The organism is Janthinobacterium sp. SUN118, from assembly GCF_030397695.1.
Taxonomy (GTDB): domain Bacteria; phylum Pseudomonadota; class Gammaproteobacteria; order Burkholderiales; family Burkholderiaceae_D; genus Janthinobacterium.
In genome coordinates this window covers 1,704,977-1,723,851 of sequence record NZ_JAPUBV010000001.1, presented here as the reverse complement: position 1 = coordinate 1,723,851, position 18,875 = coordinate 1,704,977, and the positions used below count along the sequence as shown (strand labels likewise).

Annotated in this window: 12 protein-coding genes and 6 tRNA genes; 2 read left to right on the top strand and 16 right to left on the bottom strand. The window is 62.7% G+C overall.

Annotation, left to right across the window (positions count from 1 at the left end):
- Positions 1–5: 5 nt before the first annotated feature.
- The 7 genes from selB to O0880_RS07865 all read right to left on the bottom strand — a co-directional run bounded on the left by selB (position 6) and on the right by O0880_RS07865 (position 11,751).
- Positions 6–1,955 carry a selenocysteine-specific translation elongation factor gene (gene selB / locus O0880_RS07895; RefSeq protein ID WP_289885904.1) on the bottom strand — a complete coding sequence of 650 codons (1,950 nt, stop codon included), beginning with the start codon at positions 1,953–1,955 and terminating at the stop codon, positions 6–8.
- Entirely contained in the window at positions 1,952–3,361 is a 1,410-nt protein-coding gene (selA, locus tag O0880_RS07890) for an L-seryl-tRNA(Sec) selenium transferase (RefSeq protein ID WP_289885903.1), read from the bottom strand. The genes selB and selA overlap by 4 nt, the downstream gene beginning before the upstream one ends.
- A complete protein-coding gene (gene fdhE, locus O0880_RS07885) occupies positions 3,361–4,398 on the bottom strand; it encodes a formate dehydrogenase accessory protein FdhE (RefSeq protein WP_071322927.1) in 1,038 nt (345 codons plus the stop codon). The genes selA and fdhE overlap by 1 nt, the downstream gene beginning before the upstream one ends.
- Positions 4,399–4,538: 140 nt before the next feature.
- The gene (locus tag O0880_RS07880; RefSeq protein WP_289885902.1) at positions 4,539–5,222 is read right to left on the bottom strand and encodes a formate dehydrogenase subunit gamma; all 684 of its coding nucleotides are present in this window, start codon (positions 5,220–5,222) and stop codon (positions 4,539–4,541) included.
- The gene (gene fdxH / locus O0880_RS07875) at positions 5,209–6,132 is read right to left on the bottom strand and encodes a formate dehydrogenase subunit beta (protein WP_071322926.1); all 924 of its coding nucleotides are present in this window, start codon (positions 6,130–6,132) and stop codon (positions 5,209–5,211) included. The genes O0880_RS07880 and fdxH overlap by 14 nt, the downstream gene beginning before the upstream one ends.
- Before the next feature lie 13 nt (positions 6,133–6,145).
- Positions 6,146–9,217, bottom strand: coding sequence for a formate dehydrogenase-N subunit alpha (gene fdnG, locus O0880_RS07870; RefSeq protein ID WP_289885901.1), 3,072 nt, complete (start codon positions 9,215–9,217; stop codon positions 6,146–6,148).
- A 383-nt stretch (positions 9,218–9,600) separates the two neighbouring features.
- Entirely contained in the window at positions 9,601–11,751 is a 2,151-nt protein-coding gene (locus O0880_RS07865) for a TonB-dependent siderophore receptor (protein ID WP_289885900.1), read from the bottom strand.
- Between the two features lie 381 nt (positions 11,752–12,132).
- Between O0880_RS07865 and O0880_RS07860 the strand changes: the two genes are divergently transcribed.
- A complete protein-coding gene (locus O0880_RS07860) occupies positions 12,133–13,836 on the top strand; it encodes a methyl-accepting chemotaxis protein (RefSeq protein WP_289885899.1) in 1,704 nt (567 codons plus the stop codon).
- A gap of 59 nt (positions 13,837–13,895) precedes the next feature.
- Here O0880_RS07860 and O0880_RS07855 read toward each other — a convergent pair whose 3' ends face one another.
- A complete protein-coding gene (locus tag O0880_RS07855) occupies positions 13,896–14,363 on the bottom strand; it encodes a hypothetical protein (protein WP_156894733.1) in 468 nt (155 codons plus the stop codon).
- A 50-nt stretch (positions 14,364–14,413) separates the two neighbouring features.
- Complete coding sequence (locus O0880_RS07850; protein WP_289885898.1) at positions 14,414–15,850, bottom strand: SulP family inorganic anion transporter; 1,437 nt, start codon at positions 15,848–15,850, stop codon at positions 14,414–14,416.
- 602 nt (positions 15,851–16,452) lie between these two features.
- Between O0880_RS07850 and O0880_RS07845 the strand changes: the two genes are divergently transcribed.
- The gene (locus O0880_RS07845; RefSeq protein ID WP_071322920.1) at positions 16,453–17,007 is read left to right on the top strand and encodes an inclusion body family protein; all 555 of its coding nucleotides are present in this window, start codon (positions 16,453–16,455) and stop codon (positions 17,005–17,007) included.
- A 214-nt stretch (positions 17,008–17,221) separates the two neighbouring features.
- Here the strand turns inward: O0880_RS07845 and O0880_RS07840 are convergent.
- The 7 genes from O0880_RS07840 to pgsA form a co-directional block, all read right to left on the bottom strand.
- Positions 17,222–17,295 (bottom strand) — tRNA-Cys (locus O0880_RS07840).
- 42 nt (positions 17,296–17,337) lie between these two features.
- Positions 17,338–17,413: transfer RNA gene (locus O0880_RS07835), tRNA-Gly, on the bottom strand.
- 83 nt (positions 17,414–17,496) lie between these two features.
- Positions 17,497–17,572, bottom strand: a tRNA-Gly gene (locus O0880_RS07830).
- A gap of 49 nt (positions 17,573–17,621) precedes the next feature.
- Positions 17,622–17,697, bottom strand: a tRNA-Gly gene (locus tag O0880_RS07825).
- A 71-nt stretch (positions 17,698–17,768) separates the two neighbouring features.
- A tRNA-Gly gene (locus tag O0880_RS07820) sits at positions 17,769–17,844 on the bottom strand.
- 92 nt (positions 17,845–17,936) lie between these two features.
- Positions 17,937–18,012, bottom strand: a tRNA-Gly gene (locus tag O0880_RS07815).
- A gap of 225 nt (positions 18,013–18,237) precedes the next feature.
- On the bottom strand, positions 18,238–18,822 hold the full coding sequence (gene pgsA / locus O0880_RS07810; RefSeq protein WP_071322919.1) for a CDP-diacylglycerol--glycerol-3-phosphate 3-phosphatidyltransferase: 585 nt from the start codon (positions 18,820–18,822) through the stop codon (positions 18,238–18,240).
- Positions 18,823–18,875 lie beyond the last annotated feature (53 nt).

Sequence of the window (18,875 nt, the reverse complement as noted above, 5' to 3'; positions counted from 1 at the left end):
CTGAGCTAGCCGTTGGGCAAGGTGTAGGACCACAGCGCTTGCGGGCGCAATAGATGCCCATTGCCAACACGCCGAGTATAACCGACGCGGTCAAAAAATTCCAAGACCTGGATCGCCCGCTTGCGGCCCAGGCCGCTGGCGTCGCGGAAGGCGGCAGCGCCTACCGCGCCGGAGCCGGGCGGCAAGCCCGCCACCGCTTCCGCCTTGCGCGCCAGTTCCCCTACCAGCTGCGCAAGTTCGGCCAGCGCGGCCGGGTGGTAGAACAGGTCGTGCACCACCTGGCTGATCTGCCCTGCCTTGGCCAGTTTGCGCAACAGCCGGCGCGCCTCATCCTCGGCCAGGCTGAAGTCGCGCGCCAGGTCGCGCGTCCACGGCGGCTCGAAGCGCCCCTGCAGCAGGGCCGCCAGCATCGGCTCGGCCACCGCCTGCTCCTGCGGCGTCAGTTCCACGCTGTGCGTCGGCAGATGCAGGCTGGCGCCGCGCGCCTGCACCTCGCCACGCGCCAGCAAGCCCTCGACCAGGTGGCTCCACAGCGCATCTTCCATCTCGGCGTCGACGATGCGCTTCAGGCGCCACAGTTCCGGCCCCGCCTCGTCGGGGGCGCGCGCATGGAACGTGGCCAACGCGGCCAGCACGCGCTGCTCCAGCGCCGCCAAGGCCGCCGGCGCCAGCAGCAAGGCGTCGCCGGCGCGCAAGGCGATGCGCCGCGTGTCGGGCGGCAGCGCGATGGCCGCCGCCGGCAGCAAGGACAGGCGCACCAGCAGCGATTCGCGCAAGCCCACAGGGCTTTGCGCCAGCAAGGCCGCGTAATCGCCGTGCGCGACAAAGGCGGCCAGCGCATCGAGCCAGGCCAGTCGCGCCGGGCTACGCCGCTTGCGCGCGGGGCCGAACGGGTCGAGCACCATGCCGCCGCCCACCGTCTGCGTGGCTTGCGCATTGCGCACGACGAAACGGTCGCCCGGCACGCCGTGCATCGGCGCGTCGAACACCAGTTGCACCCTGCCCGTCTGCCCTGGCGACAGGGTCTCGCCATCGAGCATGACGGCGCGCGCCAGCTGGTGCGCCGCGCCCAGGTGCACGTGCAACGGCGACCAGGCTTTCAAGTGCACGCCGGCGTCGGGCAGCAGGGTCAATTCCACGTCGAGGCGTTCGGAACACTGCGCCAGCTCGGGCGCGACGATCCAGTTGCCGCGTTCGATGCGTTCGCGGGCGATGCCGGCCAGGTTCAGCGCCAGTCGCTGGCCCGCCATGCCCGTCTCGGCGGCGCGGTTTTGCGCATGGATGCTGCGCACGCGCGCCTCGACGCCGCCCGGCGCCAGTTGCAAGGTATCGCCCACGCTGGCCATGCCCGCCAGCGCCGTGCCAGTGACGACGGTGCCCTGCCCCGACAGGGTAAACACGCGGTCCACGCCGAGACGGAACAGGCGCCGCTCGTCGCGCCGCGGCAGGCTGCGCGCCACCTGCACCAGGTGCGCCAGCAGGGCGGCCACGCCCGGATCGTTGTCCACGCTGGCGGCGGTGGGGAAGATGGGGCTGCCGGCCAGCGGCGTGCCTTGCAGCAGCGCCTCGATGTCCGCCTCCACCTGCGCCACGCGGGCCGCGTCGGCGCGGTCGATCTTGGTCAGCGCCACGGCGCCGCGCGTCACGCCCAGCAGCCGCAAAATCGCCAGGTGCTCGTGCGTCTGCGGCATGACGCCATCGTCGGCCGCCACCACCAGCAGGGCGAAGTCGATGCCCGTCACGCCGGAGGCCATGGTGCGGATGAATTTTTCGTGGCCCGGCACGTCGATCACGCCCAGCACCGTGCCATCGGCCAGCGACAGGTAGGCGTAACCGAGTTCTATCGAGATGCCGCGCGCCTGTTCTTCCTTCAGGCGGTCCGTGTGCACGCCCGTGAGCGCGCGCGTGAGGGTCGTCTTGCCATGGTCGATATGGCCTGCCGTGCCGACGATCATGTGGCCAGCGCGTCGAGCTGCGCGATGAATGCCGTCTCGTGCGCCGCTTCCAGGCAGCGCAAATCGAGCCACAGGGTATCCTGGCCGATGCGGCCGATCACGGGCCGCGGCAAGGCGCGCAGGCGCTGCTCCAGCACGCCCAGCGGGTTGCTCAGGCGCGAGCCGGGCGCGCTGCGGATGGCCAGGCCAAAGCTGGGCAGCTGGTCGACGGGCAAGGCGCCGCTGCCGATCTGGCTGCTCATCGCTTCGGCCGTCACGGCGTAGGAAGTGCCCAAGGCGCGCTGCAGCAGCGGCAGCACTTCCTCGGCCTGCTCGCGCATGGCGGCGGCCGGTCGCGTCAGCAGGCGCAAGGTGGTCAGGCGTTCTGCCAGCAAGTCCGGCGCGCGGTACAGCTGCAGCACGGGCGCCAGCGCGGCCAGGGTCAGTTTGCCCACGCGCAGCGCGCGCTTCAGCGGGTTGCGCTTGATTTTCGCGATCAGGTCGGCGCGGCCGACGATCACGCCGCACTGCGGGCCACCCAGCAATTTATCGCCGCTGAAGGTCACCAGGTCGGCGCCCGCCTCTATCGTTTCGCGCACCGTCGTTTCATGCGGCAAGCCGTATTGCGCCAGGTCGACCAGCGTACCGCTGCCCAGGTCCACGGCCGTGGGAATGGCGTGCTGCGCCGCCAGCGGCACCAGCGCATCGAGTTCCACGCTTTTCGTGAAGCCCGTGATCGCGTAATTGCTGCAATGGACCTTCATCAGCAGCGCCGTCTGTTCGTTCACGCCATGCGCGTAATCGGCCAGGTGGGTGCGGTTGGTGCTGCCCACTTCGCGCAGCACGGCGCCGGCGCGCGTCATCACGTCGGGAATGCGGAAGGCGCCGCCGATTTCCACCAGCTCGCCGCGCGACACCACCACTTCCTTGCCCTGCGCCACGGTATTCAGCATCAACAGCACGGCGGCCGCGTTGTTGTTGACGATGGTGGCCGCTTCGGCACCCGTCAGTTCGCGCAGCAATTCCTCGACCAGGTCGTCGCGGTCGCCCCGCTTGCCCGTCTCCAGGTCGAATTCCAGGTTCATCGGCCATTGCAGCGCTTCCACCACGGCTTGCACGGCCGCGTCGGGCAACAGCGCCCGCCCCAGGTTGGTATGCAGCACCGTGCCCGTCAGGTTGAAGACGGCGCGCAGCTGCGGGCGCGATTGCGCCTGCAGGCGCTGTCCGAGCAGCGCGACGATGGCGTCCAGCGAGGTATCCTCGTCGCCACCTGCGCCAGCCAGCATGGCCGCGCGCAGCTCGGCCAGCACGCCGCGGGCGCACGCCACGGTTTGCACGCGGCCGTATTCGGCGATCAGGACCTGGCAAGCCGCATCGCCGAGGATGCGGTCCACCGACGGCAGGCGCACGGTCTGCTCCGTCTTCATCAAGCTTCGCCTTTGCCAAGCCACAGCAGCGGATTGCCGCTGGCGCGCTGGTAGCCGGCTTCGCCCACCAGCAGGTCGAGCATCAGGCTGGCCAGGTCGTCGGCCAGGGGCTCGACGTTGTAATCGTGTTCCTGGTTGAAGACCTTGCGGTAGGTATGGCAATCCTCGCAGGTTTCCGCGCGCGCCACTTTTTTCGGATCGTTGGCCTTGTTGGGCAATTTGTCGTCCTTCGCCGTCACCGGGTCGAACGGCGCCGCGTCGGCCGCGTCCAGGCCCTGGTAGGCAATCTTGCCATTCTGTTCGCACGTCGAGCACTTCACGCGCACCATATGCCATTCGCTTTCGCAGATGCCGCAGTGCAGGTAGCGGTAGCCTTGCGACTGGCCGCCGATGCGGATCACGCTGGCGACAGGGTGAGAACCGCAGACGGGGCACAGGGTGCCCGTTTCCAGATCCGGCACGCGCGTGGCACGCAGCTGGCTGGCCGACGTCGACCACAGCACCTGCAGGGCGGCGGCGACAAACGGCGCGTGCATGGGGTTCAGATGATCGCCGTTCTCGTCGAGCACGGCGTCGGCGCAGGCATCGAGCGCCGCTTCATCGAGCGCGCGCAGCTGCGCCAGCACCTGGGTCAGGCCGCCGGACAGGGCCGGCTGGCTGGCTGCCGTGACGGCCAGCTCGTCGAGCAGGCTGGCGAAGATGTCGCGCCAGACCGGTGGGCGGGCGCCGTTGACAGGCAATACCGGCATGCGGTGGGCGATGGCGCGGCGCAGCACCTCGGCGTCGGCCACGGGCACGGCGCCGGGCGCCAGTTTGGCGACCACGGCGGCCTGCGCATCGGCCAGCGCGGCCATCAGCACCAGGTAGCCCTGCATGCCCGCGTCGACGGGGATGCCCTTGATCTTGCCCTGCGCCAGTTCGCGCAAGCGCAAGGCGCGCGCCGTAAACAGGCTGTCAGGCTGCGGCAGCAGCAGGCGCGGAATCGCGTTATGGTCCAGGCCTTCGATTTCGCCTGGCTGGAGTATGCGTTGTACCAATGGAGTTTCCCCATCAAAAAAAGCAAAGCACAGCCAGCGGAGTTGGCCATGCTGTAAAAGTATTTTAAACCAGAAAGAGAAAGGGGCCGATCCTGTGGGACCGGCCCCGGCTCTTGCAGCTGGGCGGCACTTACGACAGCTTAATCCTTGCTGTCGCGGATCACCGCTTCAAACCACTTCGGATGGTGCTTGCGCGCCCAGCCGTAGGTGACGGTGCCGCGCACCATGGCGCCGATCGAGCCCTTGACCCACAGGGCCGCGTAAATGTGCACGATGATGGCGCAGATGATGCCGAACGCGCACACGGCATGCAGCAAGGCGGCCGCGCGGATGACGGGAATCGGGAAATAGAACGCGAAATACGCGCGCCAGATCACGATGCCCGACAACAGCAGGCCCAGCATGCATGCCAGCAGCGCGAAGAACAGCATCTTCTGGCCGGCATTGTATTTGCCGATCTTCGGGAGCTTTTCCTCGCGGTTGTTGAGCACGTCGTCCATCTGTTTCAGCCACTGTTTGTCGCCGTCCTCGAACTTGTTGTGGTGCCAGAAGCGCACCACGAGGATCGCGAACGAGACAAACATCACGAGGCCGGCAAACGGATGCAAAATGCGCGTCCATTGGCCGCCGCCGAACAGGTTGGCCAGCCACGCCATCGACGGATGGAACATGGCCAGGCCGGACAGGGCCAGCATGACGAAGGTAATGGCGGTCACCCAGTGATTCGTGCGCTCGTTCGGGTTGTAGCGCTGGATCAGCGGATTGCCATCCTTGTCGTTCAGCTTGCCATTGTGCAGTTCACTGTGCTGTTCATGATGATTCATGCTGCCCCTCCTTGATGCGCTTGGCCTCGTCCAGGGCTTCGCGCTCTTCATCCTTGCTCACTTCGTTCGGACCGACACGCGTGTAGTGGAACAGGCCGGCCAGCGCCGTGGCCGCCATGCCGGCCACGGCCAATGGCTTGGCCCAGCCCTTCCAGAAGCCCACCATCAGGCTGATGCTCGGCTTGTCGGGCAGGTTCGAGTACAGGCGCGGCTTGTCGGCATGGTGCAGCACGTACATCACGTGCGTACCGCCCACGCCCAGCGGATCGTACAGGCCGGCGTTCTCGAAACCGCGCGATTTCAGGTCGACGATGCGCTCTTCCGCATGCACCTTCATGTCTTCCTTGGTGCCGAAGACGATGGCGCCCGTCGGACAGGTCTTCACGCAGGCCGGTTCCTGGCCCACGGCGACGCGGTCCGAACAGAGCGTGCACTTGTAGGCGCGGTCGTCCTTCTTCGAAATGCGCGGCACGTCGAAAGGACAGCCGGCCACGCAGTAGCCGCAGCCGATGCAGTTTTCCTGATGGAAGTCGACGATGCCGTTCGTGTATTGCACGATGGCGCCCGGCGCCGGGCAGGCCTTCAGGCAGCCCGGATCCTCGCAGTGCATGCAGCCATCCTTGCGGATCAGCCACTCGAGGTTGCCGTCATTGCTTTCGTGTTCGGCAAAACGCATCACCGTCCACGATTGCGGCGTCAGGTCCGTCGGGTTGTCGTAGGTGCCATGGTTTTCGCCGACCTCGTCACGCAGGTCGTTCCATTCCATGCACGCCGTCTGGCAAGCCTTGCAGCCGATGCATTTCGACACGTCGATCAGCTTGGCCACGGTGCCCGTCACCGGGCTGCGCGCTTGCGGCGGCGTCACCGTGGTGGCGGACAGGCGCCGGATATCTAAGGATTGCAGTGCCATTATCGATCTCCCATCATGCTTTTTCCACCTTCACGAGGAAGGACTTGAATTCCGGTGTCTGCGAATTCGCATCCCCCACGCCCGGTGTCAGGGAGTTGATCAGATACCCCGGCTTGGCCACCCCCGTGAAGCCCCAGTGCAGCGGCAGGCCCACGGTATGCACCTGCTTGCCTTCGATCTTCAAGGCCTTGATGCGCTTGGTCACGACGGCCTTGGCGATGATGTGGCCCCGTTTGGAACTGACCCTGACCTTGCCGCCGGCCACCACGCCGATGCTGGCCGCCAGCTCTTCGCCGATTTCAACGAATTGCTCCGGCTGGATGATGGCGTTCAACCGTGCATGCTTGGTCCAGTAATGGAAATGCTCGGTCAGGCGGTAGCTGGTGGCCACATGCGGGTATTCCTCATGCGTGCCGAACAGCTTGCGGTCATCGGCAAACACGCGCGCACCCGGATTGCTGATCGCCTGCGGGTTTTTCGGATGCATGGGGTTGTAGCCGAGCGGATTTTCAAACGGCTCGTAATGCTCGGGGAACGGCCCTTCGGCCATGGCGCCGCGCGCAAAGAAGCGCGCCACCCCCTCGCCCAGCATGATGAACGGCCCCATGCCGTTTTCCGGCGGTTCGTCGACCTTGAAGTCGGGAATATCGGCGCCCGTCCAGTTCGTGCCGTTCCATTCGATGAGCTTGCGGGTCGGATCGAAAGGCTTGCCCTTCAAGTCGCACGAGGCGCGGTTGTACAGCACGCGGCGGTTGGCCGGCCATGCCCAGGCCCAGCCCAGGGTCTGGCCGATGCCGGTCGGGTCGCTGTTGTCGCGGCGGCCCATCTGGTTGCCCGCCTGCGTCCAGCTGCCGGCGAAGATCCAGCAACCGCTGGTGGTCGTGCCATCATCGCGCAATTGCGCGAACGAGGCCAGCTGTTCACCCTTTTTCACCAGCAGCTTGGTCGGATCCTTGGGATCGTACAGGTCGGCCAGCGCCTTGCCGTTGAATTCACGGGCGATCTCTTCCGGCTGCGGATTATGCGGCTGCGCATAGTTCCACGTCAGGTTGAGAATCGGATCGGGGAACTTGCCGCCCTCTTTCTGGTACATGGTACGCATGCGCAGGAACAGGCCCGACATGATCTCGAGGTCGCTGCGCGCCTGGCCCGGCGGTTCGGCCGCCTGCCAGTGCCACTGCAGCACGCGCGAGGAACTGACCAGCGAACCGCGCTCTTCGGCGAAGCAGCTGGTCGGCAGGCGGAACACTTCCGTCATGATCTTGGTCGGATCGACTTCGTGGAACTCGCCATGCGGACGCCAGAATTCGCCCGTTTCCACGGCCAGCGGGTCCATCACGACGAGGAACTTCAGCTTCGACAGCGCTTCCGTGACTTTCTGCTTGTTCGGCGCGGACGCGATGACGTTGAAGCCCTGGCAGATATAGCCCGTCATCTTGCCCTGGTGCATGTTCTCGATCGCTTGCATCAAGTCATACGGCTTGTCCAGCTTGGGCAGGTAGTCGAACGCGTAATTGTTTTCGGCCGTGGCGAAATCGCCCCACCACGTCTTCATGAAGCTGACGTGGAACTTGCGGTAGTTGCTCCAGTAGCTGAGCTGGTTCGGCCGCAGCGGCTTGGTGGCGCGCGCGGCGATGTAGGCGTCGAAGTCCTGTTCGCCCTCGTTCGGCAGGGTCATGTAGCCCGGCAACAGGTTCGACATCAGGCCCAGGTCGGTCAGACCCTGGATGTTCGAGTGACCGCGCAAGGCGTTCATGCCGCCGCCGGCGATGCCCATATTGCCCAGCAACAGCTGCACCATGGCGCCCGTGCGGATGGTTTGCGCGCCCGTCGAGTGGTGCGTCCAGCCCAGTGCGTACAGGATGGTACCGGCGCGTCCCGGCACGGCAGTCGAGGCCAGCGCCTCGGCCACCTTGTGGAACTTGTCGGGCGACACGCCGCACGTACGCTCGACCATCTCGGTCGTGTAGCGCGCGTAGTGCTTCTTCATCATCTGGTAGACGCAGCGCGGGTGCTCCATGGTCGGGTCGACCTTGGCATAGCCATCGTCGCCGATCTCGTAATCCCAGGTGCTCTTGTTGGTGTACTTGCCTTTTTCCTTGTCGAAACCCGAGAACAGGCCGTCCTCGAACGCATAGTCTTCGCGCACGATGAAGGGCATGTCCGTGTAGTTGCGCACGTACTCATGCTGGATCTTGTCGTTCGTCAGCAGATAATTGATGATCGCGCCGAGGAAGACGATGTCCGTGCCGGTCCGCGTGGCGCAGTAGTAATCTGCCACGGATGCGGTGCGGGTAAAACGCGGATCGACAACGATCAGCTTGGCCTTGTTATGCGCCTTCGCTTCCGTTACCCATTTGAATCCGCAAGGATGTGCTTCTGCTGCATTGCCGCCCATGACCAAAATCACATCGGCATTCTTGATATCGACCCAATGATTCGTCATCGCGCCACGGCCAAACGTCGGGGCAAGACCTGCCACCGTCGGTCCGTGTCATACACGCGCCTGATTATCAAAGGCCAGCATCCCCATGCTGCGCACTGTCTTGTGGGTCAGATACCCCACCTCGTTGCTGCCGGCGGACGCGGCCAGCATGCCGGTGGAGAGCCAGCGGTTGACGGTCTTGCCGTCGGCATTCTTTTCGATCAGGTTGGCGTCGCGATCGTCCTTCATCAGGCGCGCGATCTTGTCGAGCGCCACATCCCAGGAAATCGGTTGCCATTCCGTGCCACCGGGTGCGCGGTATTCCGGCACTTTCAGGCGGTTCGGACTGTGGATGAAGTCGACCAGGCTGGCGCCTTTCGGGCACAGGGTGCCGCGGTTCACCGGGTGATCGGCATCGCCTTCCACGTGGATGATGCTGGAAACGGCGTTTTTCGCGCCATCGCCCAGGCCATACAGCAGCACGCCGCAGCCTACGGAACAGTAAGGACAGGTATTGCGGGTCTCGGTCGTGCGAGCCAGCTTGTATTGCCTTACCTCGGCCAACGCCTGCCCCGGTGCGAAACCGAGCAAGGCGAGGCTGGAGCCAGCAATCGTGGCGCCTGTCACCCGAAGGAACTGGCGCCTGGATATCTGAACCATATCAGACCTCTATGATGTGAGTAAATAAAAAGTCATACAACGTCATGGCGGTGTCATATCGATAAGCTATAAGCACCATGCCTGTGCCATATGAGGCGTATTTTACCCCTCAAACACGGACAAGGAAGAGTTCGCCGGAAAAAGTTTCATATAGTCAACATTAATTTATCAGTACCGAACAGTACTTCTAAATGGCATCGCCAGCCCGCAGGGCCAGTGTGCGCGCTAATTGGCCGGCAAGCAACAGCGCCGTCGGCCATGGCGAGCATGGCCCCCACTTGCATCTCGCTAGCCTGGGCCAGGAAACCTTCCCCGGTGACGGCAGCCATAAAAAAACCCGCTTGCGAGCGGGTTTTTTGGTGCAGCGGCAAGTGCGGCGTGAATTACAGGCTGTAGCGCAAGGTCAGCGCCACGTTGCGCGGCGCGCCCGGCAGGCTCAGGTTCGGGCTGGAACCGTGGCCGGAAACGATGTAGCGCGTGTCGCCGATATTGTTGACGTTCAGCTGTACTTCATAGCGGCCCGTGCGGTACGCGGCCATGGCGTCGGCCGTCACGTAGCCGGGCAAGACCACCGTGTTGCCCGGATTGGCGAAACGGCTGCCGACGGCATTCGCGCCGCCGCCCACCGTGAAGCCGTGGCCCAGGTCTTTCGTCAGCCACAGGTTGGCCGTATTGCGTGCCGTCAAGGTGGCGCGCTTGCCCTTGATGGCAACGGAACTGGCCGTCGTCGTGCCCGGCGCATTCACGCTGCGGTCGACGGCGATGGAGTCGGTGATGGTGGCGTCAAGATAGGCGTAGCCGGCCATCATTTTCCAGCCATCGTGCAGATCCGCGTTGAAGGTCAGCTCCAGGCCGTCCGTGCGCTGCGTGCCGACAGGTACGATGCGGTTCGTGATCGGGTCGCTGGTCTTGATGTTGTCGCGCTCCAGGCGGAACAGCGACACGGTGGCGTTGGCGCGGCCGCCCCACAGGTCGTACTTGGCGCCCACTTCCGTATTGCGCGTCGTTTCCGGTGCCAGGTCGGCATTGTTGGCGGCCAGGGCGAAGTTCTCGCCGCTCGGCTGGAACGAGCGGCTCCACGACGCGTAATACGATTGCGCGGCGCTCGGTTGCCAGACGAGGCCGGCGCGGGGGCTGTAGGCCGAATCCGTGCGCGACAGGTTCGCCGTCGTCACGCCGGCCGCATTGGCCAGGCGCGACTGCTGCTTGTAGCTGTCGTAGCGCAGGCCGGCCAGCGCCTTCCATTCGTCGCTGAAGCTGATGGCGTCCTGCACATAGGCGGCGGCCGTGTCGTAGGTACCGAAGGTATCACTGCGCGCGCCCAGCTTGCTGCGGTCGACGACGGGCAGGACGGGATGGAAGATCGACACATTCGTCGCCACCACGGTCGAGGCCCAGCTCGACGCATCCTTGTTTTGCTTGCCGAATTCGGCGCCGTACAGCACTTCATGGCGCAAGGTGCCCGTGACCAGCTTTTGCGTCAGTTCCGTCTGGTTGAACCAGCCGCTCTCGTCACGGTTCAGCTTGGCATGGCCGAGGCTCATCGTGCCCCTGACTTCATTGACGTTGCCGGAAATATTCGTGTTGTTGCGGTCCAGGTGGTAATCGTAGTAACGGAAGGCATTGCGCAGCGACAAGGTGTCGCTGAACTTGTGCGTCAGGGTGGCGGCCGTGGACACCACGCGCGACTGGCTGAAATCCGCATCGCGGGCGTTGGCGGCGCCGTAGTAAGTGCGCGCATCGACGGCCACGGGGCGGCCCTGGTAAGACGGGATGCCGAAGTCCGTCAGGCGGCGGTCTTCCAGGTATTCGCCCTGCAGCAGCAATTTGGTGGCGCCCGACAGGCGGATCGCCACCGATGGCGCCAGCGCCGTGCGGTTGATGAATTGCTGGTCACGATAACTGTCGGACAATTCGCGCGCGCCCGTGAAACGCCAGTCCACCGTCTCGCCCACCCGGCCGACGTCGACCTCGCCGCGACGGCCCGCCGTGTTGGTCAGGCTCAGCGCCACGTCCGTGATATCCACGCCCGGCTTCTTGGTGATGCGGTTCACCAGGCCACCCGAGGAGCCACGGCCGTACAGCACGGCGGCCGGTCCCTTGATCACTTCCAGCCGTTCCACGTTCGACAGGTCGCGGAAATACAGCGCATCGTCGCGGAAGCCGTCGACGAACTGGTCGCCGATGGCCGTGAAGCCGCGGATGAATACCTGGTCGCGCTGGCCGTCGCCCGTGGACAGGCCCACGCCGGGGATGTTTTTCATGATGTCCTGGATCGACATCGCGTGCTGGTCCTTGATGACGGCGGCAGGCACCACGTTGATCGTCTGCGGCACGTCGCGCAGGGCCATTTCCGTCTTGGTGCCGCTGGCGGAGCTGGCGGCGACATAGCCATCCTTGTCCTTCGATGCCGTCACGGTCACGGCGGGCAAGCTTTCCTGCGCCCAGCTGGCCAGTGGGGTGGCGCCCAAGGTCAGGGCGCCCAGTACGGCGATGGTGATCGGTTTGAATCCTGGCTTGCGCTGTTGCTGCATACAATTCCCTGGTCGATGTTTTAATACGAATGATTATCATTAGTATTTTATCAGTGCGCCCGGTGAAAAGTAAGGCTTACTGTAAGTGATAGTACTTATAGCCAGGCGACTTGATGTAAAAATGCAACAGGAAATCAATAGCAAAAAACAATTAAAATTGCTTTGAAAAACTATTTCCGTGCGTCAATGCTATACTTGCGCCTTGCTGGTTAGCGGCATCCCAAGCCGCCACACCCCCTGCTTTACCTCCATCGCCGCGCCCAGCGCGGCGCGCCGCGATGCAATCTGCGGCACCCGAAGACCCCGATCCCCTGCGCCTTGCGGCGCCTGTCCGCCCCTGCTGGCGGCGGCGATCATGACTATTAAACTGTTAGGAATTACATGAAAAACCTGAACATCGGCAGCCGCCTTGGCGTCGGCTTTGCTGTCGTATTGCTGTTGCTGGCCGCCTTGACCGTCACCGCCCTCGTGCGCATGCAAACGGCCAGCGACCTGACCTACCGTCTCATCAATACCAGCATCAAGAACCAGCGCATGGTGGCCGAATGGTCGAAAATCATCGAACTCAACAGCGTACGCGGCGTGGCCTCGTTCGAGATCACCGATCCCGTCGTGCGCGCCAAAATCGAGGAAGACCTGAAGGTCGATGCCGAGCGTTCCAGCAAGCTGCAGGACGACATCGTCGCTTCGCTGCTCAACCCTGGCGTGATCGAGCAGTTCAAGGTCGTGCGCAAGGTGCGCACCGACTACGTGACGACGCGCGCACGCGCCTTCAAGATGAAGGCGGACGGCGACGTGGCAGGCGCCAAGCAAGTGTTCGACAAGGAAGTCGCGCCGATCACCGTGGCCTACCTGGCCGAAGTGAAGCGCTTTGCCAACATGCAGATCAAGGCCGCCGACGGCGTCGGCGCCAGCATCATCGATGCCTACAGCGGCACCCGCATCTTCCTGATCACCATGGGCGTGCTGGCCGTGCTGATGGGCATCGGCTTCGCCTGGTGGATCACGCGTTCGATCACCGGCCCCATCCGCGCCGCCGTGAAAGTGGCGGAAACCGTGGCAGCTGGCGACCTCAGCAGCGTCATCACGGCGCAGGGCCGCGATGAAACAGGCCAGCTGATGCACGCCCTGAAAACCATGAACGACAGCCTCGTGGGCATCGTCGGCCAAGTGCGCAGCGGCACCGACACCATCGCCACGGCATCCAGCGAAATCGCGGCCGGCAACCAGGACTTGTCGTCGCGCACGGAGCAGCAAGCCAGCTCGCTGGAAGAGACGGCGTCGTCGATGGAAGAGCTGACCAGTACCGTGAAGCAAAACGCCGACAATGCGCGCCAGGCAAACAAGCTGGCTGGCGACGCGGCCGGCATCGCCAGCCGTGGCGGCGCCGTCGTGGCTGAAGTGGTGGCCACCATGAGCGAGATCAATACGTCGTCGAAGAAAATCGTCGACATTATCTCGGTGATTGACGGCATCGCCTTCCAGACCAACATCCTGGCCTTGAACGCGGCCGTCGAAGCGGCGCGCGCCGGCGAGCAGGGCCGTGGCTTTGCCGTCGTCGCCACCGAGGTGCGCAACCTGGCGCAGCGCTCGGCGGCAGCGGCGAAAGAGATCAAGGGCTTGATCGACGATTCCGTGCAAAAGGTCGACGTGGGCACGGACCTGGTCGACAAGGCGGGCAAGACGATGGAAGAGATCGTGCAAAGCATCGGCTTCGTCACCTCCATCATGAGCGAGATCAGCAATGCCAGCGAAGAACAAAGCGCAGGCATCGAGCAAGTCAACCAGGCCATTTCCGAAATGGACCAGGTGACCCAGCAAAATGCGGCCCTCGTGGAAGAAGCGTCGGCAGCGGCCGAGGCGATGCAGGAGCAGGCGAGCGAACTGGCGCAAGTGGTCAGCGTGTTCCGCCTCGATGCGAACGCGGCGACGAGCGAGCGTTTCGGCGCGAAACCGGCGCAGCGCAGCGTCCCGGCGCCAGCGGCGCCCGCCCGCAAGGCCACGGTCCCTGCCCTGCGCCTGCCGGTGCTGCGCAAGAGCGCCAAGGCAACGGCGCCTGCCGAAGGCGAGTGGGAAGAGTTTTAAATTTGACGGCGTGATGATCGATGCGTGGCAGCCGCTGCCACGCCGGATGCCAGCCTGGCTCAGCTCAACCGGGCCTGGGCATCCGTCATCAGCGTGGCCAGCTCACGCGGCACGGATTGCTCGAGAAACGCCAGCGCCAGCGCATCCGGATCGATGGCGGCGTCCAGCGGCAAGCCATGCTCGAAGCCGCCCACCATGTAGCGGCAGAAATGCGGCGATTCGGCCCGCGTTTCCACATACCAGCAGCCGGCATGGCCTTGCACGAAGTATTCGCCGATAAAATAGCCGAGCATGGTTTTCACCCATTGCCAGCTTTCGTCGCGGATGACGATGCTGCGCATGGCCGCGTCGATATACGGCAGGTATTCGGCCGCGTTCGTCAACACTTCGTGCGCCGGCTGGATGCCCAGGCGCTCGACGAAATTGACCAGCGACGCGCCCAGCGCGTCATAATAGGCGTCGAAACCCGCCTGGCTTTGTTGCAACTGTTGTTCTTGTTCGTACGACAGCATCAATACTCCATCCATTCAAAAATCCCCGCCTTCCGCGACATGGCGCGAAACGGCGATCCACTATTTTACGCCACGCTCATGTCGACGCCCGCGCGCTGCAGCAAGGCCTGGTTGCGTCCGGACAAGTGCGTCACTTGCACATGCTTGCCCGCCTTCCCGTAGCGCTCGTACAGGGCTTCGATGGCCGCGATGGCCGAATGATCGGCCATGTGCAGGTGGCGGCAGTCGAGGATGACGCGCAGCGGATCCGTCGCACTCTGGAACAGCTCCTGGAAATGCGTCGTCGAGGCAAAGAACAGGGTGCCATGCGGTGCGTACACGCGCACACCCGGCGTGCTGTCATCGATGTCGGCGCGCATCTCGCGTGCATGTTGCCAGGCAAAACTCAAGGCGGCAATGACGATGCCGCACAGCACGGCCGTCGCCAGGTCCGTCAACACCGTGATGATGGTGACGGCGACGATCACCAGCGCATCGTGCCGCGGCACCTTGCCCAGCACGCGCAGCGAACCCCAGGCAAACGTCTGCTGCGCCACGACGAACATCACGCCGACCAGGGCGGCCAGCGGAATGCGTTCGATCAGCGGCGACAGGAACAGGATGAACAGTAAAATCATCACGCCGGCCGTGACGCCCGACAGGCGCGAACGGCCGCCGGAACTCAGGTTGATCATCGTCTGCCCGATCATGGCGCAGCCGCCCATGCCGCCAAACAGGCCCGAGACGACGTTCGACGCGCCCAGCGCGATGCATTCGCGGTTCGGCTGGCCCTTCGTTTGCGTGATGTCGTCGGTCAGGTTAAAGGTGAGCAAGGTTTCCAGCAAGCCCACCAGAGCCATCAGGGCCGCGTACGGGAAGATCACGTGCAAGGCAGCCATGTCCAGCGGCACGGTGGGGAAATGCAGGGCCGGCAAGCCGCCGGCGATATGCGCGAGGTCGCCCAGGGTGCGCGTCGGCAGATGCAAACCATAGCTGAGCACGCCAACGCCGAGGATGGCCACCAGCGCCGGCGGCACGGCGCGCGTCAGGCGCGGCAGCACGTACACGATGGCCATGGTCAGCGCCACCAGCGCGCCCATCACGAGCAAGGGCGTGCCGTGCAGCCACTCTTCGCCTTGCGGCGTGGCCTGGCGAAAGTGTTCCAGCTGGGCCATGGCGATGATGATGGCCAGGCCGTTCACAAAGCCCAGCATCACCGGGTGCGGCACCATGCGGATCAGCTTACCCAGGCGCAAGATGCCGAACAGCGCCATCAGGATGCCGCTGAGCACCACCGTCGCCAGCAGGTATTGCACGCCGTGCTGCGCCACCAGCGCCACGATGACGACGGCCATGGAGCCGGCGGCGCCCGAAATCATGCCAGGGCGTCCGCCAAAGATGGCCGTCAGCGCGCAGATGATGAAGGCGCCGTACAGGCCCATCAAGGGATTGAGCTGCGCCACCAGGGCAAAGGCAATGCATTCGGGCACCAGGGCAAACGAGGTGGTCAGACCCGCCAGCATATTTTTTTGTATGTTCGAGAACCACTCATCCCGAAAAGTTGCGTTGATCATTGATTCAAATCCAGGGTCGGAACAGAGAAATACGCTGCTGAAGGGGAGTCAGCAGGCGCAGCCATGCTGGCGGACTGCGCAAGGAAGCCGCGCCGGGGTCCAACGAAAAGGGAAATCGTCAGTGACTACATGGGTATGGCGCAAAGGGGAAAATCCATCAGCGCGCCTGGCGACGCGGCTGAGCCTGCGGGCATTATACAAGATGCGGCAGGGCGTATCGTGGCGCCAGCTACCGCCCTGCCCGCCACAACCGGAAGCACCATACCTTGTCGCCCCGGACGAACACGCCCGTCACCATCCCGGCGCCAGCGGGCCGCCTGACCGAACGCCGCCGTCCGGGAAGCGGTAACAGATGGTGTTTCCAGCCACGGCATTTACAAAATAAAAATATTATAAATGGAATATTTTAAATATTATTCCGCCGTTTCAATTGGAGAGTTTTTATACATTTTTTCCCACTATTCTACACAGCAGCGGTGGAGACTGCTTACCACATTAAAAAACGGGGCGCATCCGAAAAGCCAGACGAGTAGGAAAACTCAGGAGGATTTATGTCCGACGTGCAATTGAATGCCAGTAATATTACAATCAACATTCTCGTTGTAATAGACACCGATCTGATCATGGCCCAGCATCCACGTCAGACGAGTCCCGACCAGACCAAGCCTGTGGGCCTGGTGCATACCAGCCAATACATGATTGCCACCGATCCGCGCGGCATCAATAAAGGGCAAGGCACCGCCGACCTGAGTTTCAGGGCCAATGTGGGCGATTTCGTCTCGTTCACCGGCGCCTCCATCTATGACAACGCCGATTCGGCCGTCATTGTCTATGGCATCAATTACTGGAATGGCGACAAGGTCTTCAATAACTTTGTCTCCAACACCATCACCCGGAGAAATGCGGCCGTGCCGAATACGGATTCGTCGAATGGCTTGCCGGCCATTCAGCAATCGCGCAATTTTTCCAATTTCACGGCCCAGGTATCCAGATCCGGCACGGAAAATTTCTACGTTTATATTGCCTTATATAGCCTGAATGACGATGGCCAGACGCAAAGCCTGTACGGTTATTTTTATTGGGATCCACAGATTACTGTCAGCTAGTCATTTCCCGCAAATTAAATAAACATAAACCATTTATTTAATTAAGGCTGCCCTTGCAATTAATCGGGACATGAAATTCCCTGCATTGCATGGACCTGGCCGCGAAAAGCGGCCAGGCGGGAAACAGGCGCCGATAACCGCCCTGTGCTGCAGGCAAAAAAAAAGCCCACCGAAGTGGGCTTTTTTACCTGCGCATGGTTTTATGCGCTGTATCTGGAGGCGAGGACGGGAATCGAACCCGTCTAAACGGCTTTGCAGGCCGCTGCATAACCTCTTTGCTACCTCGCCAGAGGAACTGCTTGGATGTGCCTTCCGGCACACCTTGAAAACTGGAGCGGGAGAAGAGTCTCGAACTCTCGACCTCAACCTTGGCAAGGTTGCGCTCTACCAACTGAGCTACTCCCGCATTGGAGCTTGGTTACCGCCTAATCGCGCCGCGCATGGCGGCGGATAAAAAAAGGAAGCCAGCTTAGCTTCCCCTTAGAATTCTGGAGCGGGAGAAGAGTCTCGAACTCTCGACCTCAACCTTGGCAAGGTTGCGCTCTACCAACTGAGCTACTCCCGCATTGGAGCTTCTATTTTCTGCCACTACACTTTATTGCTACAGCTATCGCTGGAGCGGGAGAAGAGTCTCGAACTCTCGACCTCAACCTTGGCAAGGTTGCGCTCTACCAACTGAGCTACTCCCGCATACGAACCGCTATTTTACTGCCTTTTGTTACCGTTTACTAGTGCTGCTTGACTGCTGATCCAGTTTTCACTGGAGCGGGAGAAGAGTCTCGAACTCTCGACCTCAACCTTGGCAAGGTTGCGCTCTACCAACTGAGCTACTCCCGCAGTGGACAACATTGTATCAGAAGCTCTACTACATCGCCAGTACTACTTTTTACTGCATTCGCTGTTTTTACCTATGACACGATCCAGAAAACTGGAGCGGGAGAAGAGTCTCGAACTCTCGACCTCAACCTTGGCAAGGTTGCGCTCTACCAACTGAGCTACTCCCGCGTCATCAACAACAGGCCAGCATTATAGAGGGATTACAGGGGCTGTCAACGGGCAATATCTGGTCTTTTGCAAAATATTCCGAAGAAAGCCGTCGATACCGGCTTGCGGTCCTCCGAATAGCGTAGCGAGCAAGCTCAATACCGTGTTGAGTAGCGCAGCTGTACGAAGGTACAGCGAGCAACGGAGACGCGAGAGTGAGCTGCGCAGTAGCTAGGTGGAGTGGCCTCAGTGCAGATTTCCCGCTTTTTCCTTGATGAGGGGCCATGCCAGGCGCAAATAATAGAACATCGACCACACCGTCAGCACACAGGCGATCCACAGCAGGCGTTCGCCCCACACATGGGTGTCGATCGCGCCGAAGATCACTTCGTGGTACAGCAGCAAGGGTATGGCCGTCATTTGCGCGGCCGTCTTGATCTTGCCGATCGAGCTGACGGCCACCGATTTCGATGCGCCGATCTGCGCCATCCATTCGCGCAGCGCGGAAATCGTGATTTCGCGGCCGATGATGATGAAGGCCAGCACGGCATTGACGCGGTCCAGCTGCACCAGCACCAGCAAGGCGCCCGCCACCATCAGCTTGTCGGCCACGGGGTCGAGAAAGGCGCCGAAGGCCGACGTCTGGTTCCAGCGCCGCGCGAGGAAACCATCGAACCAGTCGGTGACGGCGGCAACGATGAAGACCAGGGTGGCAACCAGGTTCTGGTCGCCATGCAGCAGCATCGACGGCGGCAGGTAAAACACGCCGACGACGAGCGGAATCAGGGCCACGCGCAGCCAGGTCAGGAGGATGGGAATATTAAAAGGCATAAGGAAGCAATTGGCCGACGGGTAAATTGAACATGAAGAAAGCGTGAAGAAAG